The organism is Flavobacterium sp. KACC 22763, from assembly GCF_028736155.1.
Classification (GTDB): domain Bacteria; phylum Bacteroidota; class Bacteroidia; order Flavobacteriales; family Flavobacteriaceae; genus Flavobacterium.
Map to the genome: position 1 here is coordinate 234,734 of NZ_CP117879.1, position 18,107 is coordinate 252,840.

The window sequence follows — 18,107 nt, forward strand, 5'->3', positions numbered from 1 at the left end:
ATTTTAAAGAAAGGGACAAAGGCTCTAAGATTCTAAGTTGTTCTTGCAAATTCGAAAAATAATTTTAGAAGATTAAATCATATCCTAAAAGTTTTACAATCGAACATATTATGAGCCCCAAACCAATAATAGCCACAAGGTTCAGAAAAAAGGTGTACGTTTTTCCTTTTATAATAAAATTTTCAGGACAGTCTGCACTGTAAAGTATTTTGATTTTTTTATTTATATTTTCCTGATACGACCGAAATTTATCTACGTCTGATGAGGCATGAATAAGAGGAATTCCTTTAAAAAACTTTCCGTCAGAAGTTTGAAACTCAATTATAGGAGTTTTATGCCCCTCCTCATCTGAGTCGTAAGCAACGATTTTTCCAAAAATTTCGATTCCTGTTTTGTCAATGTCATTTAAAAAATTAAGAGCTAAGATTGATATTGATAAAAGCAAAACACCTAGTAGCAATAAAAAATAGAATATTTCATAAAACGTCAGAACTATACTCACAAAAAAGAAGACGATAGAAAAGATTGGAGTATATTTTTTTAAAACAATTATAAGAGAATGATTCATTTCAAATTTTTAATATTCTAACATTTTGTAATATACCTCCAATTCGACTGCTCTTGCTTTTACAATTTCTTTCTTTTTATTTTCGGCAACAGCATACCACATGGTTCCTTGTTGTACTTCGTAAAAGTATTTTGAAATAAAAGCATATTCTTTATCGCGATAAGCAAGCCATTGTTTTTGAGATTCCTTCAAAGTTTCAAAAGCTTCTTTTGGGAGTTTCGTTTTCAATAAATTGTAATATTTGTTCAATTCTTTGTCCCAAGATTCACGAGCTTGTATGGTACAATTGCACATGTCAGCATTAGAAATATTGTCTTTATTAAGACATTTTGATTCTAAAACATCAATTGGATTCTCTTTTTTTGTTTGTGAAAACGCCACAATAGATAGAAGAAGAAAAATCAAAACAAATATTTTTTTCATTTCATTTATACTTTAAAAATATCAATTCTTCTCATCCATAAGATTTCCGATTCTAAAAATTGAAGTTTTGTCTTCACTATTTTATCGCTTTTGTCCCTTGCATTTTTAGTAACAAACCTTGCTGTAGAATGGCTAAAATCTAAAGTATATTTTTCATCTAAGTCTGTTGTTTTATCAGAAGAGAAAGTAATCAGATTGTCTTTTTCGCTCCATCTTCCTTTTCCGTACTTATTGACTTCTTGTGGAGTTCCGCCTTGTATATAGGAATAGTAATGAAACTCAAATGTTCCGTCTTGATTTAAAGTAAGTGCATATTCAAGTTTATGATTTTCGCCAGAAAGAGAACGAGTGTAATCGCCAGCAAACTGATTAGACTGTGCAAATAAACTTAATTTTAAAATAAAAAGTAACGCAGCTAGTATTAGTTTCATAGGTTTTGTTTTTCGGATAGTTTAAGATTTTTTCCAAAAGTAAATGGTTTAAAATCAAAATCCTTACGTAAAACCATATTGGCAATTTATAATTTTTTTATTGTCAGAAAATAAGCGTATATTGCTAACATATTACGATTAATACCATAATGGTCACTGCAAATTTTTATTTAGTAAATAGCTGTCTAATGTGCTTAATGTGCACATTGCTGTATTTGCATGACGATACTTTCTTGAAAAGCTCAAAAGAGTTTATTTCTTTCGCCCTGTCACAACTCTAGGCAGGGGATATTTTACCATTTAATTTTTATTATTTAATCTCATTTATTCAGGATATGATATCGTTGAATATGGCGTTTTGCGTGCTGTTCACTGTAGAGTTGTGTCATATCTTAGAAATAATGAAGCAAACAAGAAAGTCATGTCACAACATATAATTTTAACTACAGGAACCTACGATTTAATTAAAGATCACGTAAGAAGAAAAAAAGTAACCGCTCAAGAAGAAGAACTTTTATTAGGGCAGCTAAAACATGCCACGCAGGTATTGCGAAAAAATCTGCCTGAAGATGTAGTTTCTATAGATCGAAAAGTTACTTATAAAGATCACATCAATAACGAAGAAAAAACAATTCTTCTTGTTGGTCCGGAAAAAGCAAAAGTCAGTAAAAACAAAATTTCGGTTCTTTCAGATGAAGGAATTGCAATGATAGGCTACAAGGAAGGTGATATTGTTGAATGGCCTGCTAAAAAAGGAAATCTGAAACTAGAAATTCTAAAAGTAGAAGAGTAATATAAATATCGTTCGTTTTAAAGTCAGTAATAATCCCAGAAGAGTTTTCTTTTGGGATTTTTTTTGAAATAATAGAAACGAAGAAATAGGAGAGTCGCATCAAAATGACGTTAATCGAAAGCTTAAAATAATTAAATTCGTTCTTCTCAATTTAATCATAACCAATTATAAATGAGTATGAAACGAGCTGAAACTATAGACGAAGTAATTCTGTTTTTGGATCAAATAATAGAAAAATCTAAAATAGACCAGAGCAATTTGGGTTTATTTGCCATTCTATATCGCGAAGTTGCAGTAAGAGTAAAAGAAGGTATTTTGGCTGGCGCTTTCCAGAATGGTGAACGAATGGAAAAACTGGATGTTATTTTTGCTAATAGATATCTGAAAGCGTATTATCAATACCAAGCCAAAGAAAAACCATCTGAATGTTGGGCATTTGCCTTTCAACAAGCCGAAAAGTTCTGGCCAATTGTTTTACAGCATTTGCTTCTAGGAATCAACGCGCATATTAATCTCGATTTAGGAATTGCCTCAGCAGAAGTCAGTACAGTTGAAGATATCGAAGATTTAAAAGCCGATTTTGATAAGATAAACTCTATTCTTAGCAATTTGGTTGGCGGTGTCGAAAAATGCTTGATTAAAATTTGGCCAACGCTTACATGGATATTGAAGTTTACGGGCAAAGTAGACAATTTCTTTATCGATTTTAGTATGGAAACGGCAAGAAACGGCGCATGGAAATTTGCCAACGAATTTGTAGCAGTTCCAGAAGACGGAAGAGAAGCCTGCACCCAATTAAGAGACAAAAGAATAACAGAAATCGCCCGTTTGGTTTCAAATCCAGGTTATTTTGTAAGCGCTGTTTTCAAATTCATTCGCTTATTTGAAAGAGGAACTGTCGCTCAAAAAATAATCGACATGCAGATTATGGAAGAGAAAAATATGGAATGTGTTGTGGCTTGATTTTGGAAAAGAGTAGAAGAGGTTTAATATTTTTCATTTTCGCTTCTATCTGCTATTTCAAAGAATTTTATAAAATTTCTCTCGAAATTTCTTCTTTGATATTTCATTCTTATATTAAAAATAATACCAATTATTATTATAAGGGAATTGAATAATAGCCAGACTATTAATGGTGGATTCTCGATAATAAAAATAATATTAAACAAAGCAAAAGCAATAAAAGGAAAAAAACGAATCCAATAATATCCAAATTGGATCGGGATTATTTCGTATGATATTTCGGTTTGATTTCGATTTTTAGATTTAATTTTTCCTTTCAAAACAAAAGGAATGGGATGCAATATTGCATTTTTGGTTATTTTAAAATCATTATGATTTATTATGCCGTAAAACATTTTATCTTTTTCGCCAATCATATTGAATGCGTGCAACGGACTTCCGCTAATTTTTGGATTGCCTAATTTAGTATTTGTTTTCAGTTTTGTTCTGAATTCTTCAATACCGATTTCTGATATCATTCCTTTTAATTATTAATCATAGGATTCAAATTTTCATCTTTATTGCGCAAATCCAAACCGCCTTCGTAAACCGATTTCAGATTGGTCAAATAAAAATGCCAGCCGTTGGAGCAGCCCAGTCTGATGTATTTTTTCGAATTATCATCTGTCGGAATGTTATGATGGCGAAGCTCAACAATTGTGTATCCATTTTCTTCAGTCAATTTTATATCTACAAGACACGTTCCTTCAAACGTAAACTGCAATTGGTTTTTTCCGTTGGCAGAAGTGATTTTTCCTTTCATGGCGTCATCATACAAATACCAAAGCCATTCATAAGCATTACCTCCCGAAACATTTTGATCTTTGCTGATTGGTTCTTCGTTAGCATCAAAAAAAGATACTTTTTCTAGAAACCATTTTTCCAATTCGTTCGCAATTGTCCAAGCGTTGTAAATGTCGCTGAGCGGAGCTTTAACGGCTATTTTTTTTGTGAAAGAAGTCCAATCGAAGTTTTCCATGGGGTTAATTTTTAGTTTAGTTTTTCTAAATTATTTCAGCTCGCTAAAACCTGTTTTTTAGAATCATTTGTTAATGCGATTACTAATGCAATTCCGCAGAAAAGTAAAGCGATAATGGCACGTACAATTTCATTTCCGCCACCTACAGTTGGGTTTGCAACAGCATCTTGAATGTGGAAGAAAAGTACAAAAAGTAAAAGCATTAAAGCCAAAAGTAGCGAAATAGGTTTTATCCAAAGTTTAAAAATAATCGAAATGCCCGAACAAATAAGCGCAACGCCTACAAAATAAGTCCAAAACATAGTTCCTGGCAACCATTTTGGAACCATTGTAGACACAAACTCGGCAAAAAGAAAATGGCTTAAACCAAACAAAAGCATTAAAAGCGAATAGAAAATTCGCCCAACTGGAATAAGTTTTTCTAGAAATTTGTCGAATTTGCTTTCGCTTTTGTTCGCACTATAGGAACCCGCCAGTACAAACGCTCCGCCACTATACGTTAATTCCTCAATGGCGTTGATCCAAATTTGTGTAGCGTTGGTTTTGTCGGTATTAAAAATGAAAATAAACGGAAGATGAGAAACCATAAAAGCGGCAAGAAAAGCAAATCCTAAATAAAGACAGACTTTTCTGGTGTCAATAAATTTAATGTTAACGATTCCCGAAATAATAATTCCTGCCAATATTAAAATAATTCCGACAAGGATAGAAAAAACAGGATATTGATGCGCCCAAGCGGGAAAAGGTGATAAAATTTCAGATCGAAAATTTTTAATAATAAGCTGATGCACTCCTAAAGCAATAATGCCAATACCGTAAAATAAACGGCCGAGTTTAATAAGTCCTTTCATTAATAGTGGTTTTAGATAGTAAATTTGTTTTTGGTATAACCAAATATATAAATTTATTGCTAAAATACTGATTTAATGAGGGTTGGTTTTTTATAGTTTGCTTCTCGTCAGTTTATCTGCATAGTAACTACACAGTATTGTCATTTCGAGGAACGAGAAATCTCCACAAGTAGCTCCGCAACAATTTTTCATATTGTAACCACAAAGTACTGTCATTTTGAGGAACAAAAAATCACACGAGAAATTCCGCAAAGCATACTTGCCAATCTTTGTAGAGTTACTCGCGAAGATTTCTCGTTCCTCGAAATGACAAACTAGGAGGAAACGGAATGAGAAAATAGACTTTTTATGTAGATTGCGTGTATGAGCGAGACGCTCGCGCTAGTGGGGAATTTACAAATCCTTAATCAATTCGCTTGGATGAATTTTTAAAGCTTGTGCAATCTTAAACAAAGTGCTTACTTTCATTTCTTGCGAACCTTTTATATATTTTCTTAGACTTTCAACATCCATTTCTGCATCATGAGCAACCTCTCGTCGCTTGAATTTATTTTCTTCAATTATATCTTTAATCTTGATTCCTAGGTCTTTTACAACTTCTGGAATTTCACTTTTTCTTTCTCTTTTCATAGAAATGAAATTACAAGTAATCGATTGTTTTTAAGTGAATGTAAGAAAGGGGTTGTATGTTACTGATTTTTTATATGTTTGTTTAAAATTGTAAATTAAATCTTATATAAAATGCAAACGCAAAATAAAGAAAGAGCCGAAGAATTGTTAGAATTAATAAATAAAGGAAAATATTTTACCAAACTAAAACCAGAGCCCAAAGAAACCAACTCGTATACAATACCGCTAAAAGTATCTTCTTATAACGAATTAAATCTAATGGTTTCAGATTTGCTAAAAGCAAGTATTATTTTGCTTAATCCTGATGCAAACGGTTTGTCGAGTTTTACAAAAGACAATAATGTCAATGTAATGACTTTGCTTGAAATTGCCTTGCAGTTATTGCCAGAAGATGAAATGGAGTTGTTGGATGATTTGTGTAAATTTCATCTAGAATATTGATAAAAAAACTGCGCAAAGTCTTAGACATTTGCGCAGTTTTTTAGTTGAACTCTTGGAAAGTATATTTCGATATTTTACTCGCAAGTAATTTTCCTTACAAGATGGTCAACGGCATAAGATTTTCTTTTGTCTTTTACATAGACAACGAAGTAATAATTTTTATTTGCATTGTCATTTTGTACAATACTAATACTATTTAGCTGGTCTCTACTAGTATTTATTGTTAATTTATTACTACTTGAAATAGGATTCGAACTAAAAAATATTTTTTTATTATTTATCATAAATTTGAAACCTGATATTTCTTGATTGTTAGTGTTTTTTCTATACACGATTTCATCAACTTTCTTGTCAAATTCAAAAATGATTTTTTTCTGATTTTGTGAGAAAACTTGAAAGCTCAAAGCCATTAATATTGTTATTAATATCTTTTTCATATTCTAAATAAATGTGATGAAAAAAACATGAGTGAGGTGCCTTCTAGTATGTAACACAAAAATAAAATGTGATCTTTTAGAATCTTAATCAAAAATCACAATGGCAGTTATAACTCTAATATATTCGATTTTTTCCTCATTTTCCCTTATTAGAATAATTGTATATTTTTTCATATAATCCATCAATCCTTTAATATCTAATGCTATTCTACCTTCGTTAATATAGAATTTTGAGTTTCTAATAAAGTACTTTAGAAATAACACCTGTTTAGGTTTTAGATTATGCAAAATTTCAGCTTCTTGAAAAAAAAATTCAGTATGCCCATTTCTGTCTTTAATAAAAAATGATTTAGGAATATAATCTCTTTCAAAAAGATAAGAATTATCTATTTTAAAAAATAATGTATCTTTTACTTTTTTAGCTTGAAGATTTATTGAAATCATAGCCACCAATAAAAGACTAATATTGGTTTTTAAAAAGATATTTTTAAACTTACTTTTCATGCTTTGACTTTTTACTCAATTTCAAAACTTGCTTCAACTTGTATATATTTTTTTTTGCCATCTTCAGTTTTGACTAAAAAAATAACGTAATCTTCGAGGTAATCAGAAAGTTCATAATCTCTTAATTTTAATCTTCTATTTTCGTCATAGAATTTAGATGACCTAATAAATTCTTTAAGACCAATTTCTCTTTTTTTAGTCTTGTAATTCTTTATCTTTTGAACTTCAGTAAAGTAAAAGCCTCCAACACGAGCACCACTCCCATCTTTTATATAATAATAGTTTGGGTTTTCAGGATATATAGTAATATAATTACTATCATAAGTAAAAAAAAGCGTGTCTTTTACTTTTTTTTGAGCTTGAAGATTTATTGAAATCATGACCACAAATAAAAGACTAATATTAGTTTTTAAAATAATATTTTTAAACTTACTTTTCATATTTAGATTTTTTAATAGCGGTTTCTTTGGAGCATTGATATAAAAAGCAAAAACGCAAAGTCAGAGACATTTGCGTAGCGTTTCAGTTGAAGACTTCGTGGAGCGGGATCTATGCTAGCTTATTCTTTTATAGGAGGCTCGTAATTCCAATATTTCTCATGATTTAGTGCCCCTAAAAGCTTCCCAATCTTTCCAATTCCTAGTTTTTCCTCTGGTTGACTTTCTTCAATTCCGTTAGCTTCCGGTCTTGCAATTAAAATAAAGCCACCATCTTTTAAGATATTATCTTTGTTGTGAATTGAGGCTGAACTAAAATAATAGTCATCACTTAAAACAATTATTACATCTGACATTCCTCTTTTTCGATGAATCTTATAGGCATAGAAATCATCTAGTTGAATTTCTTCAATTCTTTCTACTGCAAAATGATTATTAAGAGCTTTTTCTATAAATGGTCTTATCGAATAGTGTAAATTTTTCCCCATTTTAATTATTTTATATGAAAAGGATTTTTATTTAAGAATATTTGGTAATCATTTTTGTTTACTTCTTCAAATAAGGTAATATGTAAATCTTTTTTAAATTTGATCTTAAAATCGAATTTTAACTGATTTATATAATTATTGATATATAAATTATTTGCATTTGAAATGACTGCAATATCAATATCATTTGCTTTGTCAGATATAAAGACAGCAGAACCAAATATAAACCAGTCTATGACTAAAGATGATATAAGTTTTTTTTCTAGCCATTTCCTCATTTTGATTAATTTTTTATCAAGTAAGGTTGCTTTAAAGCTTTCGGCAAAAATTATATCACTAAACTCAATTGGAAATTGATACTGTGAATAATCAAAATTTGGGTTTATTACATGTTCATTAAAAGCATCAATATGAAGTAACATTTTATTAATTATGGCTTCATATTTATTAGGAAACAGAGACTTATTTTCTTGTAATAGTTTTTTTATAGATTCATTATTAGGAAGTATAGCTTCTCTTTTTAATTTTTCCCATAATGTAAAATCTGTTCTTAATGGTTCTACAATAGAGCTTCCTGAATTTGGGGCTGTATTTTTAAACATATATTCATTGTCTTTTAATAGAGGGAAAATTGCTTGGGCTAATTTTCCAAATTCTGTAAATTTTTTGTATATAACTTTATTAAATGCGGGCTCATTTTTTGTTTCATGTTTTAAATCTAAATAGCGATGATATAAGTTGTACGAAAGAGCAAGAATAATTACAATTAATCCTAATGCCCAATCAAATTCACCAATTAATGATAATTTGAATTCACCTAAAACTAGATTTAAAAAATCTACCCAAATAGGTTTTGATAATAATGCTAGTCCACCGACTACTAATAATTTAGTAATTCTATTATAATATTTTGGTCTTAGTAATTTTATTAATAACCCAATTTCTTCTATTTTCATTGTTTTTAATTTGTTTACATCATTGCATATTGAAAAACAAGTGCTATCTCAATTATATATGTCGAAGTTATCAATATTTATTAGTCAACGTTTGATGCTTTTGCATTTTTCCAAAAATATTAACTTTTAGGAGCTTTACGGTTTTCTGTAAGTTGTGACAAAGAATAAAAAACTTGCCGATGAAAAGAAAGATATTTATATGTTAAAGAACAAACATCGTATAAAATTTAAATGTTAGACCAAGTAAAAAACCTTTTTTTTTATCATTTAAAAATTGAAATAGAGCCAATGGTATTACTTAATTTCCTTCAGCATTGTAAGCAACTCAGGAATTTTCCCTACTTGTGTTTCTGTCCAGAAATAATGTTCATTATCTGTAACACCATTATCTTTAAGATAAATTGAGACTCTTCTGGAAGTTTTTTCGATATTAAAACTAAATGTTATTTCTCTCGAATTAAAAATATATGTAGTTGATTGTTTTTTTTCTGTTTTGTCTTTAAGATTTGGAATAACATATTGCTCTATAAATAATACAAATTCATCAATTTCATCTAAGTCAATCCATGAAGACTTGAAATAGTTATAATTTCTTCCTGCAATCTGATATATAACTGTCATATCCATTTGCAATGATTTCATTTTATTATTTGATTTCAAATCAATTGCTTCAACAGGAAAGAAAGATAGTATTTCTCCAAGTCCAGATCTAAATTCAGCTTTTACATTCCAATCTTTATTTATCTGAGTGATTTCTGCATTCTCAATAAATTGGCGGGTTTCGGAGTTCTTTTTTTGAGCGTAATTTTGCATTATTACAAAGAGTAATAGGAATGTAGTAAACAGTCTTTTCATTTTAATAATTATAGTTGTTAGTTTAGTATGGTTTTCAAAACTAAGAACATAAAATCTAAATACATTACGGAAAACCGTAAACCTAATTATGAAAACCAAAGCCCTAGCCCTGATAGAAGCGGCATCCTTTTTAGGCAAACAAAAAAGATCTTATTAAACCGTAAACTTTCTGCCTAAAAAGATATAGCGGATAGCAGGAAACAGCTCCTAAAAATCATCATAATTCCACTAAATATTCACCTTAAATTCCCCAAAAAATGAACACTAGAATTTTCGATAAAAATTTTGTAATTTTGCCGTCCAATAAAAGGAATTAGAAAATGTTAGATAGACTTCAATATGTAAAGCAGCGTTTCGATGAGATTTCGGATTTGATTATTCAGCCGGATGTTATTTCTGATCAAAAACGTTATAAGCAGCTTAACCAAGAATATAAAGGGATAAAAGCGCTTGTTGAAAAGAGAGAAGAGTACATCATAATTTTGGCAAATATTGACGAAGCAAACGAAATTATTGCTGACGGAAGTGATGCTGAAATGGTGGAAATGGCCAAAATGCAATTGGATGAAGCAAAAGAACGTCTGCCAGAATTGGAGGAGGAAATCAAATTTATGCTTATTCCTAAAGATCCTGAAGATGCGAAAAATGTTATGGTGGAGATCCGCGCCGGAACGGGTGGGGACGAAGCGAGTATTTTTGCAGGTGACTTGTTTAGAATGTACACGAAATATTGCGAATCTATGGGATGGAGATCATCTGTTGTAGATATGAACGAGGGTACTTCTGGAGGTTTCAAAGAGGTTATTTTTGAGGTTACTGGAGAAGACGTTTACGGAACTTTGAAGTTTGAAGCAGGTGTTCACCGTGTACAGCGTGTTCCTCAGACAGAAACTCAAGGTCGTGTGCATACATCGGCTGCTACGGTTATGGTTTTGCCAGAAGCTGAGGAGTTTGATGTTCAGGTAGATATGAACGATGTTCGTGTAGATTTCTTCTGTTCGTCTGGACCTGGAGGTCAGTCGGTAAATACTACAAAATCGGCTGTACGTTTAACGCACATTCCAACAGGTTTGGTGGCGCAATGTCAGGATGAGAAATCACAACATAAGAATAAAGATAAAGCTTTGATGGTATTACGTTCTCGTTTGTACGAAATGGAATTGGCTAAAAAGCAGGAAGAGGATGCTAAAAAACGTAGTTCTCAGGTAAGTTCTGGAGACCGTTCGGCAAAAATCCGTACGTACAACTATGCGCAAGGACGTGTAACCGATCACCGTATTGGTTTAACGCTTTACGATTTAGGAAACATCATGAATGGTGATATTCAGAAAATTGTTTCTGAGCTTCAGTTGGTTAATAATATGGAAAAATTGAAGGAAGCTTCTGAGGTGTACTAAAGTACACAGGTTCAAAGGGACATAGTTGCAAAGGTTCAGAGGTTTTTTTCTCTTTGAACTCAATATATTTAAGCCGAACATTTGTTCGGCTTTTTTTATGCCCAAAAAACATAGCCAGCGGTTTCAACCGCTTGAACACAAAGTATTGGGATAAAAGTGAGAAAGGCTAAAAAAAAAAAGATTCAGAGACACAAAGCTTTTAAACTTTGAACCTCTGAACCTCTGTAACTTTGTACCTTTTAAAAAAAAGGCTATACCCCTAAAAATACTCTCGTATATTCAAAACATTTATATAGATTCGAGTAAACGTATACACCATTTTTTATTACTATTTCGCTAAGCTTTTCCATAATAATCAAATTAAGTTAGACAAATTACTCTCTAGACGGTTCGTATTGAGAATCTTCTTCATGTTCAGAAGATTCATGATGAGGTTTTGAAACGAGATTGGTTACAATAAGCTGGACGATGGAACCAAGAATCCCTTTGAACATCGAATCGCCTTTTCCGACAATAAATCTTTTGGCGAGATAACCAATTCCAATACTGATTGCCGATTGTGCGATATGGCTTTTAAAACCAACCGTTTCGTTGATTTCTTCGACTGTGTTTCTAATGAGATTAATAGGTTTTAAATTGTTCTTAATCTCTTCGATTTCATCTTTTATATCGCACCATTCTTTATCTTGGCGAATTTCTAATTCCTCAATTTTTCGATTTAACTGATCAATATTGTAAATGGCTTCCATAGTCTTTTATATTATTAATGAATTAAATCAGTTTTTTGTTTCCTTAAGAATACTGGAGATAATGGTATTTCCAATTGGCGTTTTTATCAGTTTATGATGTGATTTTACCACAACTATCACTAGAATAAGATAGAATAGCGCCATGATAAAAAAACCGTAGTAATACTCTCCAAGTTCTTTACCAATCCATAAACTAATCCCGATATTCAGAAACAAAGTAAAAAATGCAACAACAATACCAATCGCTATCTTTGAAGCTAATGATGAAGCACCATCGGCAACAGAACATACTGTTTTTAGTTTAAGTAATTCTAAACTTGTTTTAGCATAGTTCTCTGCCTTTTCATAAAGATTTAAATTCTCGTTTGTTGTTGCATTTGGTTCCATGATATAAGGTTTTATGGTTTGAAAAGTTCACTAATTAATATTTTGATATTAATAGTTTGATTTTACTGTTTTAACATCGTCTTTCAGCGTATTGTAATCTTCTTTAACTTGGTTAAGTTTAGATTTTCCTTCTTCGATAATTTCTTTACCGTTTGAAGTGATTTTGTTTACAACACCATCAAATTTTGTTTTCAAGTTATCGCTATAATCTCTTGATTTATCTTTGATTTTTTTTCTTGTGTTTGATCCTTTGTCTGGTGCAAATAAAACACCTATGAATGCTCCCGCCGCTGCGGCTCCTAAAATTCCTAAAATTGTGCTACTAGTTTTCATAATAAATAATTTTAATGGATTAATATTTAATAATTTGTTGATTTAATACATGTGATTTTTAAACTTCGCGACCTTTAATAAGGCGAAGCAGTACGGCAATAATGGCAATTACCAATAGAATATGGATAATGCTTCCGAAACTGTAAACAAAGAACCCTAAAGCCCAAAGTATTACCAGAATCACTGCGAGGGTATATAATAAGTTTGACATGGTTTTTATTTTAGTAGTTAATAATCAATTTCTCGTTTAGTTTAACTTATACGAAAGATATAATGAAAGATTACTGTTTTTGGCATCTGGAAACGTGTAGGTAGTTCCTGCAACGGTTCTTTCTTTCCCCACCGTTGTTAAACCATAATTGTAACGTAATCCGATGCTGATTGGATTAAAATCGACTCCAACACCAGCAGATAAACCTGCATCAAATTTGTTTAGATCGTCTGTGTCAATATCTTGGTCAAAATCAAAACTACCGTTTCCGCTTATTTTAGAACTTACTAGATAAGAAGCGTAACCACCAGCGTGGATGTTAAAGTTTTTTGTAACATTAACTCGCACTAAAAGTGGAAGTTCAATATAATTAAGTCTAAATTTTGCATCCCCACTTGCAAAAGCGTTGTTATATTCTAATTCTGAACCTTTTGTGGTAAACAAAAGCTCTGGCTGTATGGCAATGAAGTCTGAGATAGGAAGTGTGGCATAAACCCCAGCATTAAATCCGTATAAAACATTTTCATCGTCAGCTTCACTTTGATATAGATTCGACATATTGAATCCTCCTTTTACGCCGTATTCGGTATTTACATTATTGTCCTGAGCGTGCAGCATTCCGAATGATGCTGTTAAAAAAAGTGTTAAGGCGCATAAAAATTTGGCGTGTAATTTCATAGTAAAAAAATTAGTTAATAGATAGATAATAGGCGTTTATTCGTTTTGTTTTTTTATTCGTTCAGTCTCTCGTAAGAGTCTGTATTGCTGTGGCAAAAAGCGAAGAACTAGTTCTAGAATTTCTTTATCATTTGTTTCTCTAGAAATGGTTTCGAGTAGCTCAATCTGGTCACAGATCGCTTCTGTCATAGTGTCTAAATAGATATTGTTAAAATTGTTATTGCTTGCATCAATGAGGTTGTACAGGTCTCTTTTGTGCGTGGCATTTATTTCAGTAATGACAATGAGCTTTGATGTAGCCATTTTGGTTATTGCTTCCAACAATTGACTCTCTTGAACCTCTATTCTTTTGCTTAATTCCTGAACAATTACATCTGAACTTTTTTGTTGTGCAATCTGACTTTTAGAAATAATGGACTTACTTACATTTGCCGTAGATATAAAAAAGAAAACCTCTGTTTCTTCTCTGTCATTTTTTGCAAAAGCTTGGTTCTTCAAAGTGTTTTCAATCGGATTAATTTTTCTGCAAGATGTGATGCATAAAATTAAAAGGAACGAAAAAAAAACTTTGAAAATTGAAGCTTTTAAGGGGGGAATTGCTTTCATTATTACTTCCTAAAGTATTACATTACAAAGATGGCAACGAATGAAAGATTTTGCTTTACAGCATAAAAAAGAAACGTTATATAATTCCCATAATGGATTTATATAACGCTTTTTAAGTGTTTTTTTAATGAGGTTTAATCAGGCAAAAATACCGTAAATACAGAGCCTTTTCCTAAAGTGCTATCGGCTGTAATATGACCTTTGTGATTCTCTACAATCTTCTTGCAGATGGCTAATCCGATTCCTGTTCCTGGATAATCTGTTTTGGAATGAAGACGCTGAAAAAGAATAAAAATGGTTTCTTTAAACTGAGGGTCAAATCCCATTCCGTTATCTGTAAAAGTGATTTTATGGAACTTCTTTATAGACTGTTCTAGTATTTCTGGATAATCGGCAGAAAATACTTTTTCGCTCGAAATAGAAATCTCAGGATTTACATCTAGCTGACTATATTTTAATGAATTTCCAATTAAATTGATAAACAGCTGTTCGATCTGATATGGAATAACAGAAAGCTTCGGAAGTTTGCCAATACGCTGAATTACGGCTTTCTTTTCTTCTATTACTTCACCCAATTCAGATTCGGCATTGTCCAAAAGTTCGTTAAGGTTCATTTTAATGAATTCCTTTTTGGTTGTATTTGTTCTTGAAAACAAAAGAAGATCGTCTATTAAAACACGCATTCTTTTTGCCGAGCTTTCTATTTTTGTGATGTAATTTTTACCGCTTTCAGACATAACTTCTTTGTCGGCACTTGAAACTCTAGAAATAAAAGTCTGTATTTTTCTAAGTGGTTCCTGCAAATCGTGACTAGCAACATGGTTAAAAGAAGCCAGTTCTTTATTGCTTTTTTCTAGCTCTTTATTACGTTCCTGAAGCTCAATATTCAAAAGATGTTCGTCTGTAATGTCAAAATTAATTCCAAGCAAAATTTTACTGCCTTGCTGGTCAGTTACCAATTTCCCTGTTGTTTTAAAATAGCGTACTTCAAAATCTGGACGCACAATTTTATAATACACAAACGGGAGGTGTTTCTTATCTACAATTCCGTCTATTGCCTTGGCGACAGATTCTTTGTCGTCAGGGTGAACATATTTGATAAGTGTGGCTTTATTAGGCGCAAAAGATTTTGGCTCGAGACCTAATAATCGGAATTGATTGTCTGAAAAATCAATTTTATCAGAATCCAAATCCCATTGCCAAGTGCTGAATTTACCAATATTTTCAGACTCAGAAATTAAACCGCTAGAAATAAGAAGTTTTTTATTGAATACTTTCAAGCGTTCAAAATCGCGGCTAATTTGACGATATGCCAATAAAATAAAACTCAAAGCCACCAGAAATAATGAAATCGAAAACAGCGGACTCAAAGAGATTTCTGAATCATAAATTTTAAGTCTTTTCTTTAGGAAATCTTTCTCGATATCGTTCATTTCATCTACCTTAAAACGAATATTTTCCATTAAAATACGACCGCCAAACATATGATTGTCTAGTTTTCTTTTATCGTATGTTTTAGGATCGCTGTATTTTAGGCAATTTTCAAAAGAAACAAAACGCTGAGTAATGAGTTTAAAGAGCTTCTGAAGATTTTTTTGCTGTATCGGATTATCGGTAGTCAGTTTTTTTAAGGTAATGAAAGAAGTATTTACCTTATCTCGAGAATAAATATACGGAGTTAAAAAACGGGCATTGCGAGTGATAATATATCCTCGCTGGCCCGTTTCTGCATCTTTTATAGCCGACATTAACCGCTCGAGCTGGATGTTGATTTCGTATGTGTGCATAACCAGTTTGCTCGATTCATTCAAGTCCTGGTTATGTTTGTAAGCAATTGAAGAAAGAAATAACAGAATGAAAACTGCGATTACAAAAATAACTCTCAAAGAGTTTGAAGAATTAAAATTTGGTATCCACTTCATTATTGGTATGCTTTTATTTTAGTCGCAGCAAGAAATTATCACGGTTTAAACCTGAAGTATGATAATGCCAGTTTACAGTCACGACTTCATTAATTATTTTTTTGAGTGTATTGAAATCGCTTGGCTTTTTGATGTAAATATTGGCACCTTGAATAAAGGTATCTTCGATATCTTCTTCGGACGAAGAAGTAGAATAAATGGCAATAATTATATCTTTTAAATGATCTGTTTTTTTGATTTCAATTAAACATTCTTTACCTGTTTTCTTAGGCATGTTTAAATCTAGAAACAAAATATCTGGAAGTTTATTGTCTGTGTTCATTAAATGATCCATAAGTTGCATACCGTCATGAACAAAACTTACATTAGTTTGAATTTTTATTTCTTCAAAAGCATCTTTAAAGAAAAGACGGTCATCTTCATCATCATCGGCCAATAAAATGTGTAATGCGTTTTTTTGCATTGTAATGTGGTATTTGGGTTTTTATTTTAAATTTTCTCTACGTTTCTTAATAATCCTCTGAAAAGCAGATGGAGTAATTCCGGTTGTGTTTTTAAACTGCGTACTCAAATGCGCAACACTCGAATAATTGAGTAAAAAAGCAATTTCGGTCAAACTCATTTCATTGATAATAATCAATTGTTTTGCTCTTTCAATTTTCTGTAAAATAATAAAATTTTCAATAGAAGAATAGGTTACTTCTGAGAAAACATTAGATAAATATCCGTAGCTGTGGTTTAGCTTTTCTGCCAAAAACACAGAACTTTTGTAATTATTGTTGTCGTCCATAAATACAAGTTCGATAATCGCGTCTTTTATTTTTTGTACGAGTACACTTTTTTGATTTTCAACTACTTCAAAACCGCATGGAGCCAATTTGCTTTTTAAATTCTCCAAAGCTTCGGCATCAAGATTGTCTTCAATTTCAATTTCACCAAATCCTAGAGTTGTAAAATTTACATTGTTTTGTTCCAGATTTTGTTTTAAATAAAGAGAGCAAATTGTATTAATGTCGAACTTTATAAATAGTTTCATTTTATAGAAATTTGGTTAAAGATACTTAATTTATTTGGTGTTTTTGCTTTTAAATGGCACAGAATTACGTCAAAATACGATTTTAAAATAAAATTTTCAAAAAAATACCGTCTAATATTTTTTACTAGACGGTATTTCCCTGATTGAGTTGCAAAGGGTTACAATTCTGACAGGATTTGATGAAATTCCTCTTTTGTTTTTCCCAGTTTCTGCTGAAGTCTTCCGTACATTTCGTCTTCTTTTCCTTCAGCAAACATCAAATCGTCATCTGTTAGCGTTGCAAACTTTTGTTTCAGTTTACCCTTCAACTCGTTCCAGTTTCCTTTTATCTCGGTGATATTCATGAATATCTCTTTTAAGTTTTTTATTGTATTGTAAAATTGCAAATTATAAATCGGCTCCATGTTACATTTATTTTTCCAACTGTTGCATAATTTTCATCCCAATTGGCATTTTCAATTCACAATTCACAATTCACAATTAAACCTGGTACCTTCTCAGAATCCAAGCCATTTTTTCATGCTCCTGAAGCAATCCTGTAACAAAATCGGCAGAACCGGCATCGTTGGTTTCGTTTTCAAAAACCGGAATATAATTTCTAAATTCTGTTACCAGCTGTTCATGGTTTTCTAGAAGCTCAGATAACATATCTTTTTGTGAAGCATATTCTTTTGGAGATTCTTTTAAGGTCGAATTATCAATAAACTCCTTCATGGTTCCAATTGTTTTTTCTCCCAATTGATTAATACGTTCGGCCACTTCATCAATTTGGGCTTCAAGAACGCGATATTGCTCTTCAAACAATTTATGCAGTTCCATAAAACTGTTTCCAGAAATGTTCCAGTGAAATTTTCTTGTTTTTACATACAAAGTCATTTCGTTTGATAAAATTGTAGCCAGTATAGAAGCGCTCTTTTTTAAGTTCTTTGGTGTAATTCCGATATTTGGGCTCATAATTGTCTTTTTAATGGTTTATTTCAAAGTTACTTTTGA

The 18,107-nt window shown here is 31.5% G+C and carries 28 protein-coding genes; 4 read left to right on the plus strand and 24 right to left on the minus strand.

Annotated elements, in window-relative coordinates; all coding sequences use genetic code 11:
• Positions 1–64 precede the first annotated feature (64 nt).
• Genes PQ463_RS00995 through PQ463_RS01005 form a run of 3 tightly spaced genes read right to left on the minus strand, consistent with a single transcriptional unit; the run spans position 65 to position 1,422 of the window.
• On the minus strand, positions 65–568 hold the full coding sequence (locus PQ463_RS00995; protein ID WP_274255885.1) for a hypothetical protein: 504 nt from the start codon (positions 566–568) through the stop codon (positions 65–67).
• Between the two features lie 9 nt (positions 569–577).
• The gene (locus tag PQ463_RS01000) at positions 578–991 is read right to left on the minus strand and encodes a lysozyme inhibitor LprI family protein (RefSeq protein WP_274255886.1); all 414 of its coding nucleotides are present in this window, start codon (positions 989–991) and stop codon (positions 578–580) included.
• Between the two features lie 5 nt (positions 992–996).
• Positions 997–1,422 (minus strand): copper resistance protein NlpE N-terminal domain-containing protein, encoded by a 426-nt coding sequence (locus PQ463_RS01005; RefSeq protein WP_274255887.1) that lies wholly within the window; start codon positions 1,420–1,422, stop codon positions 997–999.
• Between the two features lie 421 nt (positions 1,423–1,843).
• Between PQ463_RS01005 and PQ463_RS01010 the strand changes: the two genes are divergently transcribed.
• Both PQ463_RS01010 and PQ463_RS01015 read left to right on the plus strand, forming a co-directional pair.
• Complete coding sequence (locus PQ463_RS01010; protein ID WP_111423987.1) at positions 1,844–2,215, plus strand: GreA/GreB family elongation factor; 372 nt, start codon at positions 1,844–1,846, stop codon at positions 2,213–2,215.
• Positions 2,216–2,386: 171 nt separating this feature from the next.
• Positions 2,387–3,178: a DUF5995 family protein gene (locus PQ463_RS01015; RefSeq protein ID WP_274255888.1), complete on the plus strand. Its 792-nt coding sequence runs from the start codon at positions 2,387–2,389 to the stop codon at positions 3,176–3,178.
• Between the two features lie 23 nt (positions 3,179–3,201).
• On the opposite strand, the gene PQ463_RS01020 is transcribed toward PQ463_RS01015, so the two are convergent.
• From PQ463_RS01020 to PQ463_RS01035, 4 genes are all read right to left on the minus strand, one after another.
• Positions 3,202–3,696, minus strand: a complete 495-nt coding sequence (locus tag PQ463_RS01020; protein ID WP_274255889.1) for a hypothetical protein — start codon at positions 3,694–3,696, stop codon at positions 3,202–3,204.
• A gap of 5 nt (positions 3,697–3,701) precedes the next feature.
• Positions 3,702–4,196, minus strand: a complete 495-nt coding sequence (locus tag PQ463_RS01025; protein WP_274255890.1) for an SRPBCC family protein — start codon at positions 4,194–4,196, stop codon at positions 3,702–3,704.
• 35 nt (positions 4,197–4,231) lie between these two features.
• The gene (locus PQ463_RS01030; protein ID WP_274255891.1) at positions 4,232–5,047 is read right to left on the minus strand and encodes a DoxX family membrane protein; all 816 of its coding nucleotides are present in this window, start codon (positions 5,045–5,047) and stop codon (positions 4,232–4,234) included.
• 393 nt (positions 5,048–5,440) lie between these two features.
• Positions 5,441–5,677, minus strand: coding sequence for a helix-turn-helix domain-containing protein (locus PQ463_RS01035; RefSeq protein WP_250349255.1), 237 nt, complete (start codon positions 5,675–5,677; stop codon positions 5,441–5,443).
• A gap of 111 nt (positions 5,678–5,788) precedes the next feature.
• On the opposite strand from PQ463_RS01035, the gene PQ463_RS01040 reads away from it, so the two are divergent.
• Positions 5,789–6,118 (plus strand): hypothetical protein, encoded by a 330-nt coding sequence (locus PQ463_RS01040; RefSeq protein WP_274255892.1) that lies wholly within the window; start codon positions 5,789–5,791, stop codon positions 6,116–6,118.
• Between the two features lie 74 nt (positions 6,119–6,192).
• Here PQ463_RS01040 and PQ463_RS01045 read toward each other — a convergent pair whose 3' ends face one another.
• From PQ463_RS01045 to PQ463_RS01070, 6 genes are all read right to left on the minus strand, one after another.
• Entirely contained in the window at positions 6,193–6,555 is a 363-nt protein-coding gene (locus tag PQ463_RS01045; RefSeq protein WP_274255893.1) for a hypothetical protein, read from the minus strand.
• Between the two features lie 84 nt (positions 6,556–6,639).
• Positions 6,640–7,059 carry a hypothetical protein gene (locus tag PQ463_RS01050; RefSeq protein WP_274255894.1) on the minus strand — a complete coding sequence of 140 codons (420 nt, stop codon included), beginning with the start codon at positions 7,057–7,059 and terminating at the stop codon, positions 6,640–6,642.
• Between the two features lie 11 nt (positions 7,060–7,070).
• Positions 7,071–7,499 carry a hypothetical protein gene (locus PQ463_RS01055; protein WP_274255895.1) on the minus strand — a complete coding sequence of 143 codons (429 nt, stop codon included), beginning with the start codon at positions 7,497–7,499 and terminating at the stop codon, positions 7,071–7,073.
• Positions 7,500–7,618: 119 nt separating this feature from the next.
• Complete coding sequence (locus tag PQ463_RS01060) at positions 7,619–7,984, minus strand: hypothetical protein (RefSeq protein WP_274255896.1); 366 nt, start codon at positions 7,982–7,984, stop codon at positions 7,619–7,621.
• Between the two features lie 5 nt (positions 7,985–7,989).
• On the minus strand, positions 7,990–8,940 hold the full coding sequence (locus PQ463_RS01065) for a hypothetical protein (protein WP_274255897.1): 951 nt from the start codon (positions 8,938–8,940) through the stop codon (positions 7,990–7,992).
• A gap of 294 nt (positions 8,941–9,234) precedes the next feature.
• Complete coding sequence (locus tag PQ463_RS01070) at positions 9,235–9,795, minus strand: hypothetical protein (RefSeq protein WP_274255898.1); 561 nt, start codon at positions 9,793–9,795, stop codon at positions 9,235–9,237.
• A gap of 320 nt (positions 9,796–10,115) precedes the next feature.
• Between PQ463_RS01070 and prfA the strand changes: the two genes are divergently transcribed.
• Positions 10,116–11,192, plus strand: coding sequence for a peptide chain release factor 1 (prfA, locus tag PQ463_RS01075; protein ID WP_111365195.1), 1,077 nt, complete (start codon positions 10,116–10,118; stop codon positions 11,190–11,192).
• A gap of 374 nt (positions 11,193–11,566) precedes the next feature.
• On the opposite strand, the gene PQ463_RS01080 is transcribed toward prfA, so the two are convergent.
• From PQ463_RS01080 to PQ463_RS01130, 11 genes are all read right to left on the minus strand, one after another.
• On the minus strand, positions 11,567–11,941 hold the full coding sequence (locus PQ463_RS01080) for a hypothetical protein (RefSeq protein ID WP_274255899.1): 375 nt from the start codon (positions 11,939–11,941) through the stop codon (positions 11,567–11,569).
• Between the two features lie 27 nt (positions 11,942–11,968).
• Complete coding sequence (locus PQ463_RS01085) at positions 11,969–12,328, minus strand: hypothetical protein (RefSeq protein WP_008462338.1); 360 nt, start codon at positions 12,326–12,328, stop codon at positions 11,969–11,971.
• 48 nt (positions 12,329–12,376) lie between these two features.
• On the minus strand, positions 12,377–12,661 hold the full coding sequence (locus PQ463_RS01090; RefSeq protein WP_111423681.1) for a YtxH domain-containing protein: 285 nt from the start codon (positions 12,659–12,661) through the stop codon (positions 12,377–12,379).
• A gap of 58 nt (positions 12,662–12,719) precedes the next feature.
• The gene (locus tag PQ463_RS01095; protein ID WP_274255901.1) at positions 12,720–12,872 is read right to left on the minus strand and encodes a lmo0937 family membrane protein; all 153 of its coding nucleotides are present in this window, start codon (positions 12,870–12,872) and stop codon (positions 12,720–12,722) included.
• Positions 12,873–12,908: 36 nt separating this feature from the next.
• Positions 12,909–13,550, minus strand: coding sequence for a porin family protein (locus PQ463_RS01100; RefSeq protein WP_274255902.1), 642 nt, complete (start codon positions 13,548–13,550; stop codon positions 12,909–12,911).
• Between the two features lie 36 nt (positions 13,551–13,586).
• On the minus strand, positions 13,587–14,048 hold the full coding sequence (locus tag PQ463_RS01105; protein WP_274255903.1) for a DUF4142 domain-containing protein: 462 nt from the start codon (positions 14,046–14,048) through the stop codon (positions 13,587–13,589).
• 242 nt (positions 14,049–14,290) lie between these two features.
• A complete protein-coding gene (locus PQ463_RS01110) occupies positions 14,291–16,078 on the minus strand; it encodes a CHASE3 domain-containing protein (RefSeq protein ID WP_274255904.1) in 1,788 nt (595 codons plus the stop codon).
• Between the two features lie 13 nt (positions 16,079–16,091).
• Positions 16,092–16,541, minus strand: a complete 450-nt coding sequence (locus PQ463_RS01115) for a response regulator (protein ID WP_111375939.1) — start codon at positions 16,539–16,541, stop codon at positions 16,092–16,094.
• A 21-nt stretch (positions 16,542–16,562) separates the two neighbouring features.
• On the minus strand, positions 16,563–17,114 hold the full coding sequence (locus tag PQ463_RS01120) for a helix-turn-helix domain-containing protein (protein ID WP_111365181.1): 552 nt from the start codon (positions 17,112–17,114) through the stop codon (positions 16,563–16,565).
• A 158-nt stretch (positions 17,115–17,272) separates the two neighbouring features.
• A complete protein-coding gene (locus PQ463_RS01125) occupies positions 17,273–17,458 on the minus strand; it encodes a CsbD family protein (RefSeq protein ID WP_274255905.1) in 186 nt (61 codons plus the stop codon).
• 136 nt (positions 17,459–17,594) lie between these two features.
• Entirely contained in the window at positions 17,595–18,068 is a 474-nt protein-coding gene (locus tag PQ463_RS01130; RefSeq protein WP_111423674.1) for a Dps family protein, read from the minus strand.
• Positions 18,069–18,107: the final 39 nt, after the last annotated feature.